This window comes from Pseudoxanthomonas sp. PXM03, from assembly GCF_014852005.1.
Lineage (GTDB): Bacteria > Pseudomonadota > Gammaproteobacteria > Xanthomonadales > Xanthomonadaceae > Pseudoxanthomonas_A.
This window is the reverse complement of sequence record NZ_JACVAU010000005.1, coordinates 1-22,076: the sequence shown is the minus strand read 5'-3', so window position 1 is coordinate 22,076 and position 22,076 is coordinate 1. Positions and strand designations below refer to the sequence as shown.

16 protein-coding genes are annotated in these 22,076 nt (G+C 67.4%); 11 read left to right on the top strand and 5 right to left on the bottom strand.

Annotation, left to right across the window (positions count from 1 at the left end):
* Positions 1-8: 8 nt before the first annotated feature.
* The gene (locus tag IB223_RS17380) at positions 9-3,734 is read right to left on the bottom strand and encodes an indolepyruvate ferredoxin oxidoreductase family protein (protein WP_192203016.1); all 3,726 of its coding nucleotides are present in this window, start codon (positions 3,732-3,734) and stop codon (positions 9-11) included.
* Between the two features lie 155 nt (positions 3,735-3,889).
* Here IB223_RS17380 and IB223_RS17375 point away from each other — a divergent pair, with 155 nt between their 5' ends.
* From IB223_RS17375 to IB223_RS17335, 9 genes are all read left to right on the top strand, one after another.
* Positions 3,890-4,522, top strand: a complete 633-nt coding sequence (locus IB223_RS17375; protein ID WP_337732788.1) for a tetratricopeptide repeat protein — start codon at positions 3,890-3,892, stop codon at positions 4,520-4,522.
* Between the two features lie 51 nt (positions 4,523-4,573).
* Positions 4,574-6,307, top strand: coding sequence for a gamma-glutamyltransferase (gene ggt / locus IB223_RS17370; RefSeq protein WP_192203015.1), 1,734 nt, complete (start codon positions 4,574-4,576; stop codon positions 6,305-6,307).
* Between the two features lie 312 nt (positions 6,308-6,619).
* The gene (locus IB223_RS17365) at positions 6,620-7,030 is read left to right on the top strand and encodes a GntR family transcriptional regulator (protein ID WP_192203014.1); all 411 of its coding nucleotides are present in this window, start codon (positions 6,620-6,622) and stop codon (positions 7,028-7,030) included.
* Between the two features lie 49 nt (positions 7,031-7,079).
* Complete coding sequence (locus tag IB223_RS17360) at positions 7,080-7,988, top strand: ATP-binding cassette domain-containing protein (RefSeq protein WP_192203013.1); 909 nt, start codon at positions 7,080-7,082, stop codon at positions 7,986-7,988.
* Between the two features lie 23 nt (positions 7,989-8,011).
* Complete coding sequence (locus tag IB223_RS17355) at positions 8,012-9,829, top strand: hypothetical protein (protein WP_192203012.1); 1,818 nt, start codon at positions 8,012-8,014, stop codon at positions 9,827-9,829.
* 47 nt (positions 9,830-9,876) lie between these two features.
* Positions 9,877-11,931, top strand: a complete 2,055-nt coding sequence (locus IB223_RS17350; protein WP_192203011.1) for a prolyl oligopeptidase family serine peptidase — start codon at positions 9,877-9,879, stop codon at positions 11,929-11,931.
* 122 nt (positions 11,932-12,053) lie between these two features.
* Positions 12,054-12,284, top strand: coding sequence for a DUF1653 domain-containing protein (locus IB223_RS17345; RefSeq protein ID WP_192203010.1), 231 nt, complete (start codon positions 12,054-12,056; stop codon positions 12,282-12,284).
* 7 nt (positions 12,285-12,291) lie between these two features.
* On the top strand, positions 12,292-12,837 hold the full coding sequence (locus tag IB223_RS17340) for a DUF1697 domain-containing protein (protein WP_192203009.1): 546 nt from the start codon (positions 12,292-12,294) through the stop codon (positions 12,835-12,837).
* Between the two features lie 33 nt (positions 12,838-12,870).
* Positions 12,871-13,293, top strand: a complete 423-nt coding sequence (locus tag IB223_RS17335) for a hypothetical protein (protein WP_192203008.1) — start codon at positions 12,871-12,873, stop codon at positions 13,291-13,293.
* Positions 13,294-13,770: 477 nt separating this feature from the next.
* On the opposite strand, the gene IB223_RS17330 is transcribed toward IB223_RS17335, so the two are convergent.
* The 4 genes from IB223_RS17330 to zwf form a co-directional block, all read right to left on the bottom strand.
* Positions 13,771-15,495 (bottom strand): ExeM/NucH family extracellular endonuclease, encoded by a 1,725-nt coding sequence (locus IB223_RS17330; RefSeq protein WP_192203007.1) that lies wholly within the window; start codon positions 15,493-15,495, stop codon positions 13,771-13,773.
* Positions 15,496-15,830: 335 nt separating this feature from the next.
* Complete coding sequence (locus IB223_RS17325) at positions 15,831-16,349, bottom strand: c-type cytochrome (protein ID WP_192203006.1); 519 nt, start codon at positions 16,347-16,349, stop codon at positions 15,831-15,833.
* A gap of 166 nt (positions 16,350-16,515) precedes the next feature.
* Positions 16,516-17,229, bottom strand: a complete 714-nt coding sequence (gene pgl, locus IB223_RS17320) for a 6-phosphogluconolactonase (protein ID WP_192203005.1) — start codon at positions 17,227-17,229, stop codon at positions 16,516-16,518.
* Between the two features lie 85 nt (positions 17,230-17,314).
* Positions 17,315-18,793 (bottom strand): glucose-6-phosphate dehydrogenase, encoded by a 1,479-nt coding sequence (zwf, locus tag IB223_RS17315; protein WP_343227224.1) that lies wholly within the window; start codon positions 18,791-18,793, stop codon positions 17,315-17,317.
* 123 nt (positions 18,794-18,916) lie between these two features.
* Between zwf and IB223_RS17310 the strand changes: the two genes are divergently transcribed.
* Both IB223_RS17310 and IB223_RS17305 read left to right on the top strand, forming a co-directional pair.
* Positions 18,917-19,666: a GntR family transcriptional regulator gene (locus IB223_RS17310; protein WP_192203003.1), complete on the top strand. Its 750-nt coding sequence runs from the start codon at positions 18,917-18,919 to the stop codon at positions 19,664-19,666.
* Between the two features lie 591 nt (positions 19,667-20,257).
* Positions 20,258-22,076, top strand: a 1,819-nt coding sequence (locus IB223_RS17305; protein WP_192203002.1) for an isopeptide-forming domain-containing fimbrial protein, incomplete at its 3' end; no start/stop codon positions are given.

The window sequence follows — 22,076 nt, the reverse complement described above, 5'->3', positions numbered from 1 at the left end:
GTTCATCGTCAGGCTGCCTGCACGATATGCAGCGCCTTCGGGTTGCGCCAGATGCCGAGCAGTTCGGCCTCGCGCGCCTTGGCGGCATGCAGGTGCTTTTCCTTGACGTGGCCGTAGCCGCGGATGTGCTCGGGGATGCTGGCGATCTCGACCGCCAGTTCCAGGCGGTCGGCGTACAATGCCGCCAGCAGGTCGCGGATCGTCTTCTCGTAGTCGGCGATCAGCTGGCGCTCGCCCTTGCGTTCGTCGGTATAGCCGAACACGTCGAACGTGCCGCCACGCAGGAAGCGCAGCTTCGCCAGCAGGCCGAACGCCTTGAACACCCACGGGCCGTATTCCTTCTTCATCAGGCGGCCCTGTGCGTCCTTCTTGGCGAACAGCGGCGGCGCGAGGTGGAAGTGCACCTCGTAGTCGCCGTCGAACTGCTGTTGCAGGCGGCGCTGGAAATCGCCGCTGGTGTACAGGCGCGCCACTTCGTACTCGTCCTTGTACGCCATCAGCTTGAAGAAGTAGCGGGCCACGGCCTCGGTCAATGCCGTCGAACCGGGCGCCTTGATGTTCTCGGCCGAGCGCACCTTGGCCACCAGGTCGGTGTAGCGGCGCGCGTACGCGGCATCCTGGTACTCGGTGAGGAAGGCCGAGCGCCGTGCGACCAGTTCATCCAGCGAGCGCGACAGGCGCAGGTCGTCCAGCGGCAGGAAGGCGACGTTGTCGCCACCGCCGGTGCCGCTGTCGGGCAAACCGCGCAATTCGCTTTCGTTGCCTGGATTGCGCGGGGCGGCATTCGCGCCCCACTCGGTGCTTTCCCATTCGCCCGGCGGCAGGATCTGCAGCGTGCCCGGCGTGCGCTCGCTCTCGGTCTGCGTGTTGTGGATCAGGCCGGCGGCTTCCTGCACCGCCTGCGGGTTGACCACGGCCAGTCGACCCCAGGCGAACGCGGTCTTGTTCATCTCGATGGCGGCGCCATTGAGTTCGACCGCGCGCATGATCGCCTCGAACGAGATCGGCACCAGGCCCTGCTGCCAGGCGTAGCCCAGCATGAAGAGGTTGCTGCCGATCGCGTCGCCGATCAGTGCGGTTGCGATCTGCGTGGCATCGACCAGCATCGGATCACGACCACCGAGGGCGACCTTGACGCCGGCCACGATGTCGGTGGCCGGGAACTGCATGTCGGGATGCGTGGTGAACGTGCCCGGCATCGCCTCGTAAGTGTTCAACACCACCTGCGAGCGCTCGCCGCGCACCTTCGACAGCACCCAGTAATCATTGACCACCACCATGTCGCAGCCCAGCACCAGATCCGCCTCGCCGGCGGCGATGCGCACGGCATGGATGTCTTCCGGCGTGCGCGCGATGCGGATGTGCGTGGTCACCGCGCCGCCCTTCTGCGCCAGGCCGGTCTGGTCGAGCACGCTGGCGCCTTTGCCTTCCAGATGGCCGGCCATGCCGAGCAGGGCGCCGATGGTCACCACGCCGGTGCCGCCGACGCCGGTGATGAGGATGTTCCAGGGCTGGTCGAGGTCGGACTTGAACGCCGGTGCCGGCAGTGTGGCGAGAAGATCCGCCGCATTGGCCTTCTTGCCCTTGCGCGGCGTGCCGCCGTGCACGGTGACGAAGCTGGGGCAGAAGCCGTCGACGCAGCGGAAATCCTTGTTGCAGTTCGACTGGTCGATCTCGCGCTTGCGGCCGAACTCGGTTTCCTTCGGCAGCACCGATACGCAGAAGCTCTTCACGCCGCAGTCGCCGCAGCCTTCGCAGACCAGCGTGTTGACCATCGTGCGCTTGGCCGGGTCCGGCAGCTTGCCGCGCTTGCGGCGGCGGCGCTTCTCGGTGGCGCAGACCTGGTCGTAGATCAGGATGGAGACGCCCTTCACCCCGCGCAGGCGGCGCTGCACGTCGTCCAGTTCCTTGCGGTCGAAGAATTCCACGCCCGAGGGGAACAGCTCGCGCTTGCTCCACTTGCCGATCTCGTCACTGACCACGACGATCGTGTCCACGCCTTCCGCACGCATCATGTGCGCGATCTGCGGCACCGACAGCGTGCCGTCCACCGGCTGGCCGCCGGTCATCGCCACCGCGTCGTTGTAGAGGATCTTGTAGGTGATGTTCACTCCGGTGGCCACCGACTGGCGTACCGCCAGCGAGCCGGAGTGGAAGAACGTGCCGTCGCCCAGGTTCTGGAACACGTGCTCGGTCTCGGTGAACGGCGCCTGCCCGGACCACGTCACGCCTTCGCCACCCATGTGGGTGAAGGTGTCGGTGTTGCGGTCCATCCAGGTGACCATGTAGTGGCAGCCGATGCCGCCGAGCGCGCGCGAGCCTTCCGGCACCACCGTCGAGGTGTTGTGCGGGCAGCCCGAGCAGTAGTGCGGCACGCGCGGGAAGTTGGCACGCGGCAGCGCCATCTCGGCTTCCTTCTCCTCCATCCAGCGCAGGCGCTGTTCGATGGATTCCGTGAAAGTGCTTGATGGAAGCGGGAAGCGCAGGATGCGGCGACCGATCACGCCGGCGATGGTGGCCGGGGTCAGTTCGCCGGTGGACGGCAGGATCCACTCGCCGGCTTCGTCGTACTTGCCGACGATGGACGGGCGCGTGCCCGCATTCGCCGGCCAGTTGTAGAAGTACTCCTTCATCTGCCGCTCGATGAAGGCGCGCTTCTCCTCCACCACCACGATGTCTTCCAGTCCCTTGGCGAACTCGGTGATGCCCACCGGTTCCAGCGGCCAGGTCATGCCGACCTTGTAGACGCGGATACCGATGTCGGCGCAGGCCTGCTCGTCCAGGCCCAGGTACTCCAGCGCCTGCAGCACGTCCAGGTAGCTCTTGCCGGTGGTGACGATGCCGAGACGCGCGCGCGGCGAATCCAGCACGATGCGATCGACGTTGTTGGCGCGGGCGAAGGCCTGCGCCGCGGCGACTGCGTACTTGTGCAGGCGCATTTCCTGGTCGAGCGGCGGATTCGGCCAGCGGATGTTGAGCCCGCCTGCCGGCATCGCGAAATCCTCCGGCAGCACGATCGAGCGCGCAAACGGATCCACCTGCACCGAGGCCGACGACTCCACCGTCTCGGCGATCGTCTTGAAGCCGATCCAGCGGCCGGTGTAGCGGCTCATCGCCCAGCCCACCAGGCCCAGGTCGAGGATGTCCTGCACGCCGGCCGGGTTCAGCACCGGCATCATCGCGCTGACGAATTCGTCTTCCGAGCCGTGCGGCAGCGTGGAGCTGCGGCAGTTGTGGTCGTCGGCGGCCAGCGCCAGCACGCCGCCGAACTTCGAGGTACCCGCCGCATTGCCGTGCTTGAACACGTCGCCGCAGCGGTCCACGCCGGGGCCCTTGCCGTACCACATCGAATACACGCCATCGACCTTGGCGCCCGGGAACAGGTTGGTCTGCTGCGTGCCCCACACCATGGTCGCGCCCAGGTCCTCGTTGAGGCCCGGGATGAACTTCACCGCCGCCGCCTCCAGGTGCTTGCGCGCGCGCCACAGCTCCAGATCGAAGCCGCCCAGCGGCGAGCCGCGGTAGCCACTGATGAAGCCTGCGGTGTTCAGCCCCGCCGCCTGGTCGCGCAGCCGCTGCATCAGTGGCAGGCGCACCAGCGCCTGCACGCCACTCAGGTAGATGCGCCCGTCGGTGCGGGTGTACTTGTGTTCCAGCGTGTAATCGCTGTCGATCACCCCGATCTGCGGCGTGTTGGCGGACGAGGGCGAGGTGAGTTCGGCGGTGCTGGTCATGGCGGGCCCAAAGCGGCTGGCGTGGCCCGAAAACCCCTCGGGCATGAAGGCGCGCATTGTAACAGCGGCTTTTTCTGTGACGCGCGTCACTCCGTCGTTGTGCGTTGCAGCGGTTAGGATGACAGCCGGGGGAACACTGTTGTCTGGGGGATGTCGTGAAATCCGGTAAGTATTTGCTGCTGGCCACCGTGCTGGCATTGAGCGTTTTTTCGGCGCAAGCGCAGAACGTGCCCAAGCCGAAGGAATTCTATTTCGACGAAGACCGCGCGGCGGCGCCCGTGGTGGCGATCACCGGCGTGGAAGGCGACGCGTTGATCGACCAGCTGATGAAGGCGCGCGAACGCGGTCGCAAGACGCTGGAAGCCACCGCGCAGCTGGCGCATGTCGCCAGCGCGGGCGGGCGCGCCGATCTGGGTGCGCAGCTCTACCAGCAGGCCCTGGCTGGCGCACAGTCCGGCAGTCATACGTGGCGGTCCATCCGCTGGAACTATGGCTGGGACCTCTATCGGCAGGGCCAATACCAGGAAGCATTGGACCAGTGGAGCCCGCTGGTGGGCGCCGTGGGCGGGGCCTCGTGGGTGCCGCCCACCTTCGCGCTGGCCCTGTGGAAACTGGGCCGCAAGGACGAAGCCGTGCAGTGGTTCGGGGCTGCCGTGCGGACCGAGCCTACGCAGTGGACCGATGCGCGCAACTTCGCCGCGCAGCTGCCCGACTGGCGGCAGGAAGACCGCGACACGCTGGCCGAAGTGCTGGGGGCCTGGCAGGTCAATCCGCCCACCTGGCCGTAATGCGTAATATCGGCGGCTGAAGGCGCGCGCGGTGCGTGCCATCGCCCGACGATGATGCGTACTCTCCTGATGTCCTGCCTGGCGACGGCGCTTGCCGCCGCCGCCGCGCTGCCCGCTTCCTCCGCCGACCGCATTGCCGGTCGCGCGTTCGCCACGCGTTCGGACGTCATCGCGCCGCATGCGATGGCCGCCACCTCGCATCCGCTGGCCACCCAGATCGCACTGGATGTGATGAAGCGGGGCGGCACGGCGATGGACGCGGCCATCGCCGCCAACGCTGCGCTCGGCCTGATGGAGCCCACTGGCAACGGCATCGGCGGCGACCTGTTCGCCATCGTCTGGGATCCGAAGACGAAGAAGCTGCACGGTTACAACGGCTCGGGACGTTCGCCGAAGTCGTTGACGCTGGACTACTTCAAGCAACAGGGCATCACCGACATCCCGCCGCACGGACCGTTGCCGGTCAGCGTGCCGGGCACCGTGGATGCCTGGTTCGCGCTGCACGGGCGCTTCGGCAAGCTGCCGGTGAAGGAGCTGCTCGCGCCCACCATCCGCTATGCGCGCGAAGGCCACCCGGTGCATCAGACGATCGCCTACTACTGGGAACGCTCGGTGCCGAGGCTGTCGAAGTTCCCCGGGTTCACCGAGCAGCTCACCATCGGCGGGCGTGCACCGCGCACCGGCGAGATGTGGAAGAACCCCTATCTGGCCGACACGCTGCAGAAGATCGCCGACGGTGGCCGCGATGCGTTCTACAAGGGCGACATCGCCCGCACCATCGATGCGTACTTCAAGGCCAACGGCGGTTTCCTGTCGTACGAGGACATGGCGACGCACACGGGCGAGTGGGTCGAACCCGTCAGCACCAACTACCGCGGCTACGACGTCTGGGAACTGCCGCCGAACGGACAGGGCATCGCCGCCCTGCAGATGCTCAACGTGCTGGAAGGCTACGACTTCAGCAGGATTCCCTTCGGCAGCCCCGAGCACGTGCACCTGCTGGTGGAAGCCAAGAAGCTGGCCTTCGCCGACCGCGCGCGCTGGTATGCCGATCCCGCCTTCCAGCCCGCACCGGTCGCGCGCCTGATTTCCAAGCCGTATGCACGCGAGCGCGCGACACTGATCTCGCCCGACAAGGCGCTGCGCGAAGTGCAGCCCGGCACGCCGAAGGAACTCGACGAAGGCGACACCATCTACATGACTGTCGCCGACAAGGACGGGATGATGGTCTCGCTGATCCAGTCCAATTACCGCGGCATGGGCAGCGGCATGACGCCGACCGGCCTGGGTTTCATCCTGCAGGACCGTGGCGAGATGTTCGTGCTGCAGGGCTGCGAGGGCACCGCGCCGCATCCCAACTGCTACGCGCCGGGCAAGCGCCCTTTCCACACCATCATCCCCGCCTTCATTACCAAGGACGGGCAGCCGTGGGTCAGCTTCGGCGTGATGGGCGGCGCGATGCAGCCGCAGGGCCATGTGCAGGTGGTGATGAACCTGGTCGACTTCGGCATGACCCTGCAGGAAGCCGGCGACGCTCCGCGCGTGCAGCACGACGGTTCCACCGAACCGGTCGGCAGCGCCACCGCGATGAGCGACGGCGGCGTGGTGCAGCTGGAATCCGGCTTCCCCTACGAAACCGTGCGCGCGCTGATGGACAAGGGCCACCACGTTGAATGGGCCCTCGGCCCGTATGGCGGCTACCAGGCGATCAAGCGCGACCCGGAGACCGGTGTGTATTACGGCGCCAGCGAGAGCCGCAAGGATGGACAGGCGGCGGGGTACTGACACCGCGTAGCCCGCCGAGACACTTCACCGCATCCAGCTCATCCAATGAACGGGAAGATGCCTGGCAGCACGGGTTTCCGGCTGAACGGAAGCGGCCCGGGTCCACATCGGTGGTCCGGTGACAATGCCGTAGCGCACGCGGTTCTTCGTTTGGAGCTGGCTGCGGGAGGGCTGTGACCGGGCGGCGGCGTACCGATGATGCGGGCGAATCCCCGTTTCGATCCTGGAAATCCCGGTTTCGTCGCAAGCCGGCTTGACGGCTCGGGGCTGTTTGTACTGTACTAGTTCAAATAGTACAGACAGGACGGCACGATGGCTCGACCCCAGGCCCTGATGATCCAGATCGCCACCGGCGACCCGCGCCCGATCGGCCGCCAAATCGTCGACGCGGTGCGGATGAAGATCGCCACCGGCGAGTTGAAGGCCGGCGACCAGCTGCCCAGCGTACGCGGGCTGGCGCAGCAGCTGACCATCAACCCGAACACGGTGGCCAAGGCCTACGCCGAGTTGACCACCGAGGGCTGGCTGGAGTCGCGGCAGGGCATGGGCCTGTACGTGGCCGCGCCGCGCCAGCGCCTGTCCAACGACGAACGCGAACGTCGCCTCGACGATGCCATCGGCCGCTTCGTCAACGACGTGATCCCCCTCGGCTTCCCGCCTGACGAGGTGCAGGCGCGGGTCGAGCACGAATTCCGCCAACTGGTTCCCCGCAGGATCGCCTGAGCGCGATCTCATCGAATCGTTTCCCGTTGAAGTCGCATCGAGCACCCACATGAGCCACGACTACGTCATCGAGACGCGCGCGCTGAGCAAGCGCTATGGCCGCAAGCTGGCGCTGGACAACCTCGACCTGCGCATCCCGCGCGGACGCATCCACGCCATCGTCGGCGCCAACGGCGCCGGCAAGTCCACCCTGTTCCGCATCCTGATGGGCTTCATGCCGCCGAGCGCGGGCGAAGCGCGCATCCTCGGCAAGGACAGCCAGGCGCTCACGCCGCAGGACCGCAGCCGGATCGGCTTCGTCAACGAGGAACACACGCTGCCGAACTGGATGCGGGTCTCGCAGGTCGTGGCGATGCAGCAGCGCCAGTACGCGCGCTGGAACCAGCAGGCCTTCGACGGCGTGATCGGCCACTACAACGTGTTGCCGGAGCAGAAGGTCGGCCAGCTCTCGCGCGGCGAGCGCGCCGGCTTCAACCTTGCGCTTGCGCTGGCGCAGGGGCCGGAAGTGCTGGTGCTGGACGAACCCACGCTGGGCCTGGACGTGGTCGCCAAGCGCGCGTTCCTGGAATCGCTGATGTACAGCAACGCCGCCGACGACTGCACGGTGATCTATTGTTCGCACCAGATGGAGGAGATCGAGCGCGTCGCCGACAACCTGATCATCCTCGAACGCGGCCAGCTGAAGAACATGTCGGCGCCAGAAGACTTCACCGCACGCGTGAGCCACTGGGTCGCCGACGTGCCGTTCAAGGGCCCCGAGCGGCATACCGTGCCGGGACTGCTGGAAGTGCAGCGCCTCGACGGCCTTCACCACTACCTGGTGCTGGACCAGGACGACGGCTTCGAGCGCTTCCTGCGCGAAGCCGGCGCCCGCAACGTGCAATCGATGCCGGTCAGCCTGGACCGCGCGGTCAACGCCTTCCTTGCCAAGAACCACGCCGCGCCGGCTGCCGCCTGAGCGCGCGACACGAGGACATTCCCATGATCGATCTCTTCAAGGGCGAGCTGCTGCGCTTCCGCCTGTGGGCGGCCATCGCCGCCGCCATCAACCTGGCCGTGCTGGGCTTCCTCAGTCGCATGGTCGACCTAGCCCAGCAACCGATCTTCGTCTACCAGGTGTTCGCCGCGGTGTACGCCGTGGCCGGCATCTTGCTGGGCCTGTACCAGATGCGCACGTACCGCAAGCCGAACCAGTGGCTCAACCTGCTGCACCGCCCGCTGCATCGACTACGGATCGCCGGTGCCCTGAGCGGCGCCAGCGTCGTGCTGCTGCTCGCCGCCGTAGCACTTCCAATCGTGCTGGTCTGCCTCTACCAGGACACGATGACCGCGCGCGTGGTCGATACGCGGCATTGGCTGCTGCCGGTCGCGGGCGGGTTGATCGCGGTGTCCGGCTACCTGGCCGGCGCTTATGCGATGGTCGGCAACCGCCGTTATTCGTTCGCCGCCTTCCTGCTGCCGAATCTGTTCATGTATGCGCAGGCCTCCGGCATGGCGATGCTGGGCGTGCAACTCGTGGTCATCGCCTTCCTCGCGGTACTGCTGGCAGTCGCGTTCAAACCGGATCCCGCCGTGCAGCCGCGCAATCCGCTGGCAGTGCTGGCGGTTGCACTGCCGGTGCAGGTGGGCGCGTATTTCCTGATCTGGATGCTGGGTTTCGGCATCGAACTGTGGTGGACGGTGAGCGGCACGCATCCGCTCAACATGCCCGCGCCGCCGAGGGGCGGCTACATCGAAGCCGAGCGCGCCGAGGGCAAGGACATCCTGCTGCTGGGGCTCGAGGGCAGCCGCGATCCCGAGGCCGCGCTGTGGCGCGAGCAGATCGCGTTGTCCGACGTGTACACCACCTATCCGCTGCGCAACCTGCCGGTGCAAGGCAGCCTGACCAACTTGTCGCCGCTGGAATTCGCCGATGGCGACAACAATGTCTTCCTGGTGTTCAGCCACGACCGCGAACGTTTCGTCACCCGTGGCCTGCGCGACCAGCGCCCGATCGGCGAACTGGGGGTGGGCGAGAAACAGGCTGCATTCCCGGCACCGACCATGCCGTACGGCACCACCTACCTGTACAACGCGCATGCGGCCTACCAGTACGACAGCGACCAGCAGCGGATGTTCGAACGCGTCCGCTTGCCGCAGGGCGAGGTGATGGCCAGTCCGCCCGCGCCCGCCGGCGACAACATCCTGGTGCTCAGCGACCGCGCCGCGTACTTCTATCCCGGCCGCGAGGCGATGAACAGCCTCGACCTGCTGCAGCCGCTGTTGCGCGTGGCGATGCCGGGCCATGTGGGCAACCTCAGCCGGATGGACATGATCGAGCTGCTGGATGGCTACCTGGTATCGCTGACCTATACCTGGGGTGTGTGGTCGGGCGAAATGCAGCATCCGTTCCAGCAGGTGCTGCGGATCGACAGCCATGGCAACGTGCGCACGGTCGCGCATCGCGCACTGAACGTCGATCTGCCGCCGGTCTACACCACGCGCATCTGGTGGCTGTCGCCAGTCCTGCGCACGCTGTGCCTGCGCGCGCAGGAGCTGTTCGCAGCAAAGGACCCGCTGCGCACCGCGCCGCAGCCGGTGCCGCGCACGATGGTCTGGCTGGCGCTGGCCTGCTGCGTGGTGTCGCTGCTTGGTGCGATGGGGGTGAGCGGACGGCAATCGCATTCACCACGCGCGCGCTGGGCCTGGGTGCTGCTGTGCGGCGTGGTCGGACTGCCCGCGCTGGTCAGCCTGTGGCTGATGTATCCGATGCGCGAACGGCTGGATGACCTGCGGCTCGTGCAGCCCGCCGCCGCTTGACCAACAGTCCAAGGGCCCGCCGCGAGCGGGCCCGGCAGGAGACGAAGATGAAGACGTTCCCGAAATTATTGGGGGCGCTGGCCTGCAGCGCCTTCTTGTGGACGGCGACGCCCACCCGCGCCGACGACGCGCTGGCCTTGCGCGCCGCAATCGCTGCCGAACGTGCCCGCGCGCCGGCGTCGCAGTATCCGCGCACCGCGTTCGAAGCCTCGCGTGCGCTGCAATCGGTGCGGCTGTCGCCCGACGGCCGCCACGTCGCCTACCTGCGCCAGCTCGGCCAGCAACGCAGTGTGTGGCTGCTGCCAACTGCCGGCGGCGCTGCGCGGCAACTGCTGCCGCGCACCGAAGCGGACGAGCTGTACTGGTCGCGCGATGGCCGCTGGCTGTTCGCCAAGGCGCGTCGAACGCTGGTGACACTGGAGATTGGCGGTCGCGGCGGTATGCGCATCGCCCTCGATAACCCGCGCGGCATGCTGCGGGTCGATCCTTCGCAACCGGCGGCGGTGGTGCTGCGCGAACGCGTGCGCATGCCCACCGGCGAACGCTGGCGGGTGGTGCGCAGGGACGCGCGCGGCAAGCGCACGCTGCTGTGGGAAGACCAACGCTTCATCCACGACGTGGCGCTGGATGCGCGCGGCCGGCTGGTGGCGCTGATGCGTTTCGATGGCGACCACGACGCGCTGTACCGCGTCGACGGCAATGGCCGCCTGCGCGAAGCGCTGCGCTGGACCACCATCCGCGACCAGGCCCAACTGCTGGCGGCGACGCCACAGGGCGACCTGTTCCTGGACAGCGATGCGGGCGGTAACTTCCGCCGCGTGCTGCGGCTGGATCGCGATGGCGTCCTGCATACCGTGCATGCGGATCCGCGCGGCGAAGCCGACCTCGACCGGGTGGTGCTCGATCCGGCCACGCAACAGCCGGCGATCGTGAGTTATCGCAGCATCGTGGCCGCGACCTACGGGCTCGGCGCCGCACAGCCGCAGGTGGCGGCGATCACCAGGAAATTCCCGGGCCGCGACATCGGCATCACTATCGGCAACGGCCCCGCTGCCGGATGGCTGGTGTCCGAGCGCGCCAGCACCCTGCGCGATGTGCGCTGGTACCTGTACGACCCGCGCAGCGGGCGCCTCCGCCGCATCCTCGGGCAGGAGGCGAAGGTGTCGCCGCCGCCGCCGCCGCCGGAAACGGCGCTGGCGCGCAAGCTGCCGTTCGCCTACCGCGCCTCCGACGGCATGCGCGTGCACGGGTTCCTGTTGCTGCCGCCTGGCGCCGATCCTGCGCGCGTACCGCTGGTCGCGTTCGTGCACGGCGGGCCGATCAACCATTTCCGGGCCGACTACGACGGCATCGCCCAGTTGCTCGCCAATCGGGGCTATGCGGTGTTCGAGTCCAACTTCCGCGGCTCCACCGGGCACGGCCGCGACTACGCGCTGTCGCCGCGCGGCGACTACGGCAATGGCCGCGTGCAGCAGGACATCGTCGAAGGCGTGCGCTGGCTGCTGGCGCAGGGGATCGGCGACAAGGACCGGGTCGGCATCGCCGGGCATTCGTTCGGCGGTTATTCGACCCTGCTCGGCGTGACCTTCCAGCCTGATCTGTTCAAGGTCGGGGTGGCGGGCGCACCGCCGGCGGACATGGGCTGGTCGATGCGCTGGCTGTACGAGTACGGCAACCAGGGGGCGCGTGCGGATCGCTCGCTGGCGACGACGATGCGCCTGCTCGGCCTGGACCTCGACAAGCCGGCGAGCTACGCCCACTTGCGCGTGCAGTCACCGCTGGCCAACGCCGGCAAACTGCGGCGGCCGGTGCTGCTGATCGCCGGCGGCGAGGACCGCACGGTGCCGATCCGCGAAGTGATCCACTACGCCGCCGTGCTGCGTCGCCTCGGCAAGGACGTCAGCCTGTACGTCGAAGCGGACGGCGGCCATTCGCCGACCGAGCCCCTCCCGCGCGAGGCCTACGTCTACCTGATGGAAGCGATGCTGCACCGCCATCTCGGCGGCGCCAAGCCGGAACCGCCGAGCCCCGCGCTGCACGCATACCTGAAGTCGGCGTTGCGCATCGCGGACAAGGATGACGGCTTGCTGGCGGAGCGCTGATGCATTCCCTTGGCCCATTTCCCTTTCGTGCGACAGGCGTACGCACGATGGCCGGGTGTAGCCGCATGCAATCGGATGGACGCATAGTGCCCCCATTCTGCGAATCGAATCCGGACATGCCCATGGCCACACTCCCCGCCCTCCCCGAACTCACCCCCGGCCTCTACCGCCACTACAAGGGCAACGACTACGAAGTCGTCGCGGTGGCGCGGCACAGCGAAACACTGGAACCGGTGGTGGTGTATCACGCGCTGTATGGCGAAGGCGGGTTGTGGGTGCGGCCCTACGTGATGTTCTGCGAGGAGGTGGTGGTGGATGGGCGTAGCGTGCGGCGCTTTGCGCCGGTCGAATGAGGCGCGCGTGACCACCTACATCGCCCTGCTCCGCGGCATCAATGTCGGCAAGGCCAAGCGCATCGCGATGGCGGACCTGCGCGCGCTGCTGGAAGGGCTGGGCCATACCGACGTCGCCACGCTGCTCAATAGCGGCAACGTGGTGTTCCGCTCCGGCAAGAAGACAGCGGCGAAGATCGCGGCGGATATTTCCGCCGCCATCGCCACGCAGCTCGGGATCGACGTGCCGGTCATCGTGAAATCGGCGAAGGACCTGGCCGCGATCATCGACGGCAACGCGCTGGTCGATGCTGCCGCTGATCCCTCGCGCCTGCTGGTCGCGTTCGTGCAGGAGGCCGATGCACTGCCGGCGCTGTCCGCCATCGCGCCGCGGGTGGTGCCGCCGGAAGAATTCCTGATCGGTCGCGAAGCCGCCTACCTGCACTGCGCGAACGGCATCCTCGAAAGCAAGGCCGGCGAAGCGCTGGTGGGCAAGGCGGGCAAGGCCGCCACTACCCGCAACTGGGCCACCGTGTTGAAGCTGCAGGCGCTGGTGGACAAGATCGGTGCCTGACGACCGTTCTCCCTTCTTCCGATCCGGCCGCCCATGACGATCGCTCGCTTTCGCCTGTTCCTGATCGCCTCTGCAGTCTTGTCCATCGCGGCCGTCGCGACGGTCTTCCTTCCCGATGGCTACTCGCCGGCGCTGGCGGAGGCGTATGCGAGTGAGCCGCTGCCGTGGCTGTTCGAGAACGAAGGGGTCGCGATCGGCGTGGGCATCACCGCGCTCGCCATCATGATCGTGGGGTGGGTGGGCCTCTTCATGCTGAAGCGCTGGGGCCGCGCGCTGTCGCTGGGCATCACCGTGCTCGGCTTTCCCCTCTATCTGCTGGCGGGCCCCACGCTGCTGTCGCCGCTCGAAGCGATGCTGACCGATGCGTCGACGCTGGTCTGGGGCGCGTGCCTGGCACTGGCCTACTACTCGCCGGTCGCCGCCAGGATGGAGGGCGGCGCGCGTTTCGCAGAATAGGTGGGGGTGAACGGAGTGAAGCCCAACGATCATGGCAACGACGTGTCCACGCGTTGGGGTTCGCACGCTCACCCCAACCGATGGGGTCTGATCGGCAAGCGGGACTGCTGAGGGGAACGTAGAGGTGCACTCGGCGTTCTTTTGTTCCATGACGAGGCAATGTTCCTCGATATTCGAGGCTCTTCCACTTCACCAGCAAGGCGCTTCTCCTTGCCATGGAACAGAACAGCCTCGTCACCTCACGTCAGCGGCTTGTCATCGCACACACACGCCTCGGATGGCGCACCTCGAGGGTGCGGCATCTCACGACAATGCGTCGTCGACTCACCTCAACACGTCGCCATGGCGCACCGATGCCTCACCAACGAAGTAAAAAGCCTCGTCAGCTCACCTCAGCGCTTCGTCATCGCACCTGAAAGCCTCGATGTCGCCCGACAAAACGTGCGCGTCGACGCCGGCCGCGCCGACGGAACGGTGTCAGAGATCGAATCCCAGCAGCAGCGGATCGTGGTCGGAACTGCGGTAGGGCGTGGACGCATCACCGTCGGCGTAGCCCTGCGCGTCCTGCTCGTCGGCATTGATATGCCATTCGGCCGCACCGCGTAGCTGTTTCGCCAGCGAGGGGCTGAGCAGGGCGTGGTCGAGGCGGCCGGTCAGGCCGTTGTAGACGTAGCTGTAGGGCTGTTCGATGCCGGCCTGCTTGAACGCATCCACCCAGCCGGCGTCGTCGCGTAGCCAGCGCACGGGCGCTTCCATCGCGTAGGCGTTGAAGTCGCCGAGCATGACGACGCGGTCGCTGCGGGTGCGGGTGGGATCGGTCTTCAGCCACGCGTCGAGGCGTTGCGCCGAATCCAGGCGCAGCGCATTCCAGCAGCCGGCGCCGTCCTTCTGGTCGGTGTCCGGGCCGATGGCTTCCGAGCAGCCCTTGGACTTCAGGTGGTTGGCCACCACGACGAAGGGCTTGCCGGTGCCGCGCACGAAGGCCTGCGCCAGCGGGCTGCGGCTGCGTTCGCCGAAAGGACCTTCCAGCAGCGTGGCGGGTTTGCCGGTGGGCTTCACCTTGTCGCTGCGGTAGATGATGCCGACGCGGATGGTGTCCGGACCCGGACCCTGCTTCGCATCGACGAAGCGCCACGTGCCACCGCCGGTGTTCAGTGCGGCGACCAGCTGCGCGAGGCTGGAGTCGGCGCCGTAGCCGTCGTTCTCCAGTTCCATCAATGCGGCGATGTCGGGGTCGAGGCCGCGGATGGTGGCGACCAGCTTCGCCATCTGCGCCTTCAGCTGCTCCGATGTCTTCGCGCCGCGCTCGGTGGGGAAGCCGCCGCCGTTGCCGTCGCCGTTGAAGAGGTTTTCCAGGTTGAACGCGGCCACGCGCACGTTGCCGGCGACCTGTGGCGGGGTGGGGCGCTGCGGCGCGGCGATCATCGGCGTGGTGGTGAGTTGCAGGCGCCAACTGCCCAGGCGCTGTTCGACGATGCCCTGCACGCCGGTCAGCAGGGTGCCGGTGCGGAGCGGCTGGCCATCCTTGACGTACCTGACGGCGGCGGGGTCGCGCGCGGTGCTGCCGTCGTCCAACACCAGGGTGCGGCGTGCATTGTCGGCGGCGAGGCGCTTGGCTTCCGGGCTACCGGGCGCGGCGCGCTCGCTGGGTTGCCACAGGCGGCCATCGAAACTGGTGATCAGTTCGCCGAAACGTTCGAGCGTATGCGTGCCACTGAGCGTGAGCGGCGCGTCGATGCGCACGAGCATGCCCTCCAGCGCTTCCCAGTCGCTGGACGGCGCACTGAGCACGGTCGGTACGACGCTGCCCTTGCCGCGCGGCTGGATGACCGGTGCATGCAGCGCGGTCTGCGTGGCGTCGCCGCCGGCCTTGCGTTCGCCGACGATGCCGCTCACGCGGACACGGTCGCCAGCACTGAGCGACGGCGGTGGCACGCCTTCATCGAGCGCGACGAACAGCGCATCGGAGGTCTTCGGATTGCCGTCACCGGCGTCCTGCAGGAAGAAGCCGCCGAGGCCCTCGAGGAGCGCGCCGCTGACGACGCCTTCGACAGTGACGGTCTGGCCATCGAGTGCGCTGCGCGCGCTTTCACCCTGCACCTGGCCGATGGGCATGACGCGCTCCTTCGGTGTGGCCGCGCAGGCCGGCAGGGCGAGGGTGGCGAGCAGGGCGAGGGTGAGCAGCGAGCGGGGGGATGTCATCGTGGGGCGACCATTGAAGCGAGGCGGCAAGGGTAAACGGAATGGGTGACGGGCAGGTTTTCCCCACACTCCCGCTTGTGGGAAGAGGGTGTGCGGAAAGCCTGCCCGGACCTGATCCGGGATGGGTGAGGGCGCTGGTGCCGTGGAGCGCGCGTTACCCCCGTGCGTCGAGTGGTGAGGGTGGCGCCAGACAGCAGGAAATGGACCTCGCTCGCCCCTCATCCGCCTTTGGCACCTTCTCCCCGCAAGCGGGGAGAAGGAATGTTCCCCACAGTTCTTGTCGTCCCAAACAAAAACGCCGCCCGGGGGCGGCGTTTCGTTGAAGGCGCGGGGCCTTACTTGCTGTTGGCCAGCATCCAGTCGACCGTGGCGTGCACCTGCTCGTCGGTCAGGGCCGGGTTGCCGCCCTTGGGGGGCATGATGCCGCCGTCCGGACCGGTGAAGCCCTCGATGGCGTGCTTGTACAGCGTATCCACGCCCTTGGCGGCGCGCGCGCCCATGCCGGCGGCGGTCAGCATGGGAGCCTTGCCCACGCCGTTGGTGTGGCAGGCGCCGCAGAGGTTCTTGTAGATCTCGCCGCCATCCAGCGTGCCGCCATAGGCGACCTGCGAAGCGGCGGCGGCCTGGGCGGCGGCCGCGGCGGCAGCCTGGGCGGCGGCACCGGTTTCACCGGCATAGACGGCACCGGCCGGGGCGATGCGCGCCTCGGTGATCTGCACGGCCTTGGGGTTCACTTCCGGCGGCAGCGTGTCGTGCAGGAAGTACGCGCCGACGATCAGACCGCCGGTGACCAGCACCAGGAAGCCGATCACCATCGAGAAATGCTTGAGGAATTCGAGGTCGTAGTTACGCACTTTCCACCTTTGGCAGCACGGCCTCAAGGCCGCGCATGGCTACGAAAACGGGGGCCGACGGAGTGCGCGGTGCGCGATCCAGGCGGGACCGGGCGCCGGAGCGCCGCGGGCAGGGGGGCATTATAAGCAGTGCGGCCCGCTTTGCCTCAACACCGGCACGTGCCGATCACTGCGCCAGATAGACCTGCAGTGGCGTGCGCAGGGCCTGCATCAGTGTGCGGATCGGGTAGCCGGCGCCCGCGCCCTGGCCTGACAGGGCCTGCTGGAGCACCTGGCGCTTCTCGCCGCCTTCGATGTGCAGATACAGACGGCCGGCATCGCGCAGCACGGGAAGCGTCAGGGTGATGCGGGGCTCGCCGGCACCTGGCGCGCGCATCGGCAGTACGGTGGTCGTGGTGGCGGGGTCCATGGCCTGGGCGAGCAGGTCGCCACCGGGGAAGAACGATGCCGTGTGCCCATCGCCGCCCATGCCGAGCACGGCTACGTCCAGCGGTGTCGGCAGCGTGGCGGCAATGGCCGGGAGCGCTTCCTCGGGCGTGGCGGTGGGCCGGTGCAGCGGAAGGAAGCGGGCACCGGCAGCTGCGTTCTGCAGCAGGTGTTCCTTCACCAGTCGTGCATTGGAGCGGTCGTTGTCGTCGGGCACCCAGCGTTCGTCCACCAGGGTGACGGTGACGTTCGCCCAGTCCAGCGGTTGTCGGGACAGCGCCTGCAGGAAGCGGCGCGGGGTGGTGCCGCCGGACAGGGCGACGCTGGCGGTGCCCCGCTGCGCCAGCGCAGCGCGCAGGTCGTCGGCAACGGACAGTGCGAGGGCATCGGCGACTGCTTCGCCGTCGGGGAAGGGGTGCAGCTGGACCTGCAGCGAGAGATCGGTGGGGGGCATGGCGCGACTCGGGAGTGGGGGCTTCCCGGGGGAAGGCAGGCCGGCAGGTGGCCGGGGGGAGGCCCCGCGCAGGCGGGGCCGGGCGTCAGACGGTGTCTTCGTGCCAGGTACGGCCGTCGCGTTCGACCAGGGCCACGGCGGCGCTGGGGCCCCACGAACCGGCGGTGTAGGGCTTGGGGGCTTCGCGCAGGTTTTCCCACGCGGCCAGGATCGGGTCGACCCACTTCCAGGCGGCTTCCACTTCGTCGCGGCGCATGAAGAGCGTCTGGTTGCCGCGCACCACGTCCATCAGCAGGCGCTCGTAGGCTTCCGGCTGATGCACGCCGAAGGCTTCGGCGAAGCTCATGTCCAGCGGCACGTGCTGCAGCCGCAGGCCACCGGGGCCAGGGTCCTTGATCATCAACCACAGCTTGACGCCTTCGTCCGGCTGCAGGCGCAACACCAGTTTGTTGCCCATCACCGGGCCGGCGCTGTCGTCGAAGATGGAGTGCGGCACGTGCTTGAAGGCGATGACGATCTCGGACACGCGCTCGGACAGCCGCTTGCCGGTGCGCAAGTAGAACGGCACGCCGGCCCAGCGCCAGTTGTCCACTTCGGCCTTGATGGCCACGAAGGTCTCGGTGCGCGAATCGTCGCGGCCCAGTTCGTCCAGGTAGCCGGGCACGGCCGCGCCATTGCTGGCGCCGGCGCGGTACTGGCCACGCACGGTCAGCTGGCCGGCATCTTCGGCGGTGATCGGGCGCAGCGAGCGCAGTACCTTGAGTTTCTCGTCGCGTACGGCGTCGGCCTGCAGCGCGGCCGGTGGCTCCATCGCCACCATGCACAGCAGTTGCAGCAGGTGGTTCTGCACCATGTCGCGCAGCGCGCCGGAGGTGTCGTAGTAGCCGGCGCGCTTCTCCAGGCCGACGGTCTCGGCCACGGTGATCTGCACGTGGTCGATGCGGCTGGCATTCCACAGCGGTTCGAACAGGATGTTGGCGAAGCGCAGCGCCAGCAGGTTCTGGACGGTTTCCTTGCCCAGGTAATGGTCGATGCGGAAGATCTGGCTTTCGGCGAACGCGCTGCCGACGGCGTCGTTGATGACCGCGGCACTGGCCGAGTCATGGCCGATTGGCTTCTCGATAACCACGCGGGCGTTGCCGGTGTTCAGGCCATGCATGCGCAGGCGGTCGCAGATGTTCACGAACAGCGTGGGGCTGGTGGACAGGTAGAAGACGCGGATGCGGTCGCCGGTGGTCTGCAGGCGGGCGGCGAAGTCATCCCAGCCCTCGTCCTTGGTGGCATCCAGGGCCAGATAGCCCAGCTTCTCGAGGAACGCCGGCAGCTTGGACTTTAGCGATTCGTCGTTGCCGCAGGCGCGGGCCAGCGCGTCACCGACCTTCGCCCGATACTCGGCATCGCCCTGCTTGTCGCGGGCCACGCCGATGATGCGGCTGTCTTCCGGGATCTGGCCATCGGCATAGCGCCGCAGCAGGCCCGGCAGCAGCTTGCGCAGCGCCAGGTCGCCGGTGCCGCCGAAGATGACGAGATCGAAGGTATCGACGGGCAGGGTCTTCGCGGTCACGGGCGTCTCGGTGAAGCGGGAATGTGCGGCAACAATACCACCGGGGTACCACGGCGCGCCAACAGGTCCGGCCCTGCAACGCAATTGTTGCAGCATTGGTACTTCACTGGTATCTTGATTCGTATGCAAAAGAACCTGCTCGAGGAATACCAGCGATTGCAGACGGGCGAGTCCACGCGTGCAGTGGCCTATCTGCGCTTGCGTCGCGCGCTGCAGAACCTGATGGATGCTGGCGTGTTGCGGCCCGGGCAGGCCCTGCCGAGCGAACGGGACCTGGCCCAACTGCTGGACCTGTCGCGGGTGACCATCCGCAAGGCGCTGGCGGGTCTGATCGAAAGTGGTCTGCTGGTGCAGCGGCAGGGAGCGGGCACTTTCGTGGCCGAGCGCATCCTGCGCCAGTTCTCCCGCCTGACCAGCTTCACCGACGACCTGCGCGAGCGCGGGCTCAACCCGCAAGTGAAGTTCCTCGAGCGCTCGGTGGGCGAGGTGACCCCGGAAGAATCCATGGCGCTGAACCTGTCACCGGGCAGCGGCGTGGTTCGCATGTACCGCCTGCGCCACGTGGACGGGGCACCGATCGCCATCGAACGGACCCTGGTGCCGTACCTCCTGCTGCCGGACCCGGACAGCGTGACCACATCCTTGTATGAGGCACTGGATGCCTATGGCCATCGGCCGCGGCGCGCCCTCCAGCGCCTGCGCGCCGTCGCCCTGGACGAAGAGGCGGCCCGGCACCTCGAACTGCCGGTCGGGGCGCCGGGCCTGCTGGTCGAGCGCCGCGCCTTCCTTGAGGATGGTCGGGTCGTCGAATCCACCCGGTCCTTCTACCGTGGCGACGCTTACGACTTCGTCGCCGAACTCCAGAGCGACTGACCCGCCCCGGCCCGTTTGACCGGCCGGACTGCAAGGTCCGCTTTTCCCCATCGCGTCCCCGCATCCCTTTGCCTGCAGGCCGTCAGTGTCTGCGGGCACGCGCTGCGTGGCCCTTTCCCGGCCGCCGCTTGTCTGTCGGCGGGGGCCATTGGTCGGTCATGTCGGTTTTCGGGCGCTTGACACATCTTATTCTGTGATGAAGTTCACACGTTTACCTGGTGACGCCAACTTGTTGACGTTAAGAAATGGTGAATGTGTAATGTATGTCTCATTTGGTTGTGACAAATGTCCTCTTTCGGGGATGCAATGCGATTTGTGACGTAATCCCGCTCCGACAGGGCTGTCCTGGCCCAGGTCGAGGGGAGTTGCGACTTTCAAGACAGCCTTGGGGGAGGCAGTCCCTGGCTGGCTTTTCTCCCGATCCAGCGTAAGGGACCACCCGTGTACGTCTCGACTCAATTCCGCCATATGGCCCAGAAGAGCCGCTCCCTCCTCGTTTTGGGGGTGCTGGCCATGTGTGGCGCGTTTACGGCACCGGTGCTCGCCCAAACGCAGGTCGCCAACACGGCGACAGTCGCTCCTCCTTCTGGCGTGACGGATCCCACTCCGGGCAACAACACGTCAACGGCGACGGTCAACGTACTGGCGCTGCCCCGCCTCACGCTGGTCAAGAACGTCCTCAACGACGATGGCGGTACCGCCGTAGCCACTGCCTGGACCCTGACGGCAACGGGATCCGCCCAGACAGTGAGCGGAACCAGCGGCAGCGCTGCGGTCACCAATGTCGCGGTGCCGGTCGGTACCTATGCATTGAGCGAAGCGGGCGGCCCCGCTGGCTACACCGCCGGTACCTACAGCTGCGTCGTCAATGATGGGGCGGCCATCGTTTCCGATTCGATCGCCCTGGCTGGCGGGGATGTCGCGACCTGCACCATCACCAACGACGACCAGGCGGCAACGCTGACGCTGGTCAAGACGGTCATCAACGACAATGGCGGCACGGCGACGGCCAGCGACTTCCCGCTGACAGCAACCGGGCCCACCACGATTACGGGCATCAGCGGCACGGCTGCTGTGACCAACGCCCCGGTGAATGCCGGCGTTTACACGCTGTCCGAACCGGTGGTCGCGGGCTACACGGCAGGCGCATGGAGCTGTACCGCCGGGACTTTGTCGGGCAATCAGCTGACCTTGGCCAATGGGAATTCCGCGACGTGCAGCATCGTCAACGATGACCAGGCGGCGACGCTGACGCTGGTCAAGACGGTGAGCGGTGGTCCTGCGGTCGCGACCAACTGGACGCTCTCCGCTGCAGGCCCCACGCCGGTCAGCGGGCCGGGAGGCGTAAGTGCTGCTCCGGTGGGCGCGGGCGTCTACACGCTGTCCGAAGCCGGTGGAGTAAGCAATGTCACCTATACGGCCAGCGCCTGGAGTTGCACCGGCGGCGCGCTGTCGGGCGATCAGTTGACCTTGGCGAACGGTGAGAGTGCCACCTGCTCGATCACCAATACGTATGTCGCGCCTGCGGTGACCTTCACCAAGACGGCGAACACGACCGGCCCGGTGGTGGTGGGTGACACGATCACCTACACGCTGACGACGGTGGTGGCGAACTCGCAGACCACGTCGGTGACGACGCTGACCGACAGGCTGGGTACGGGCCTGACCTTCGGGTCGGTGACCAATGCCGGCGCGTACACGGCGAACACGGCGGGAGCGCCGGTGCTGACGTTCACGCTGCCTGCGGGCACGGTGCCGGGCACCTACACGGTGAGCTACACGGCGACGGTGAATGCCGATGCCTTTGGGATGGTCCGCAACTCGGCCAGTTGCCTCAGAGGCCCGGTTGGTGGCTCGGGAGGAGATCCCTCGAATCCAGGAGGGCCCTCGGGTTCGTCTCCTTGTGGCAATGGATTCACTGAGATCCCGGTGACGGCGCCTGCGGTGACGTACAGCAAGTCGGCGAGCCCGACCGGTCCGGTGGCGGTGGGTGAGACGATCACCTACACGCTGACGACGGTGGTGGCGAACTCGCAGACCACGTCGGTGACGACGCTGACCGACACGCTGGGCACGGGCCTGGACTTCGTGGCGGTGACCAATGCCGGTGCGTACACCTGCAACAGCACCAACCCGCTGGTGTGCACGCTGCCGGTGGGCACGGTGCCGGGCACCTACACGGTGACCTACACGGCGACGGTGAATGCCCAGGCCGTGGGCACGGTGGACAACGCCGTGGTCGGCACCAACGCGACCTGCACGACGAACTGCGGCACCAGCACGCCGGTGACGGCGCCTGCGGTGACGTACAGCAAGTCGGCGAGCCCGACCGGTCCGGTGGCGGTGGGTGAGACGATCACCTACACGCTGACGACGGTGGTGGCGAACTCGCAGACCACGTCGGTGACGA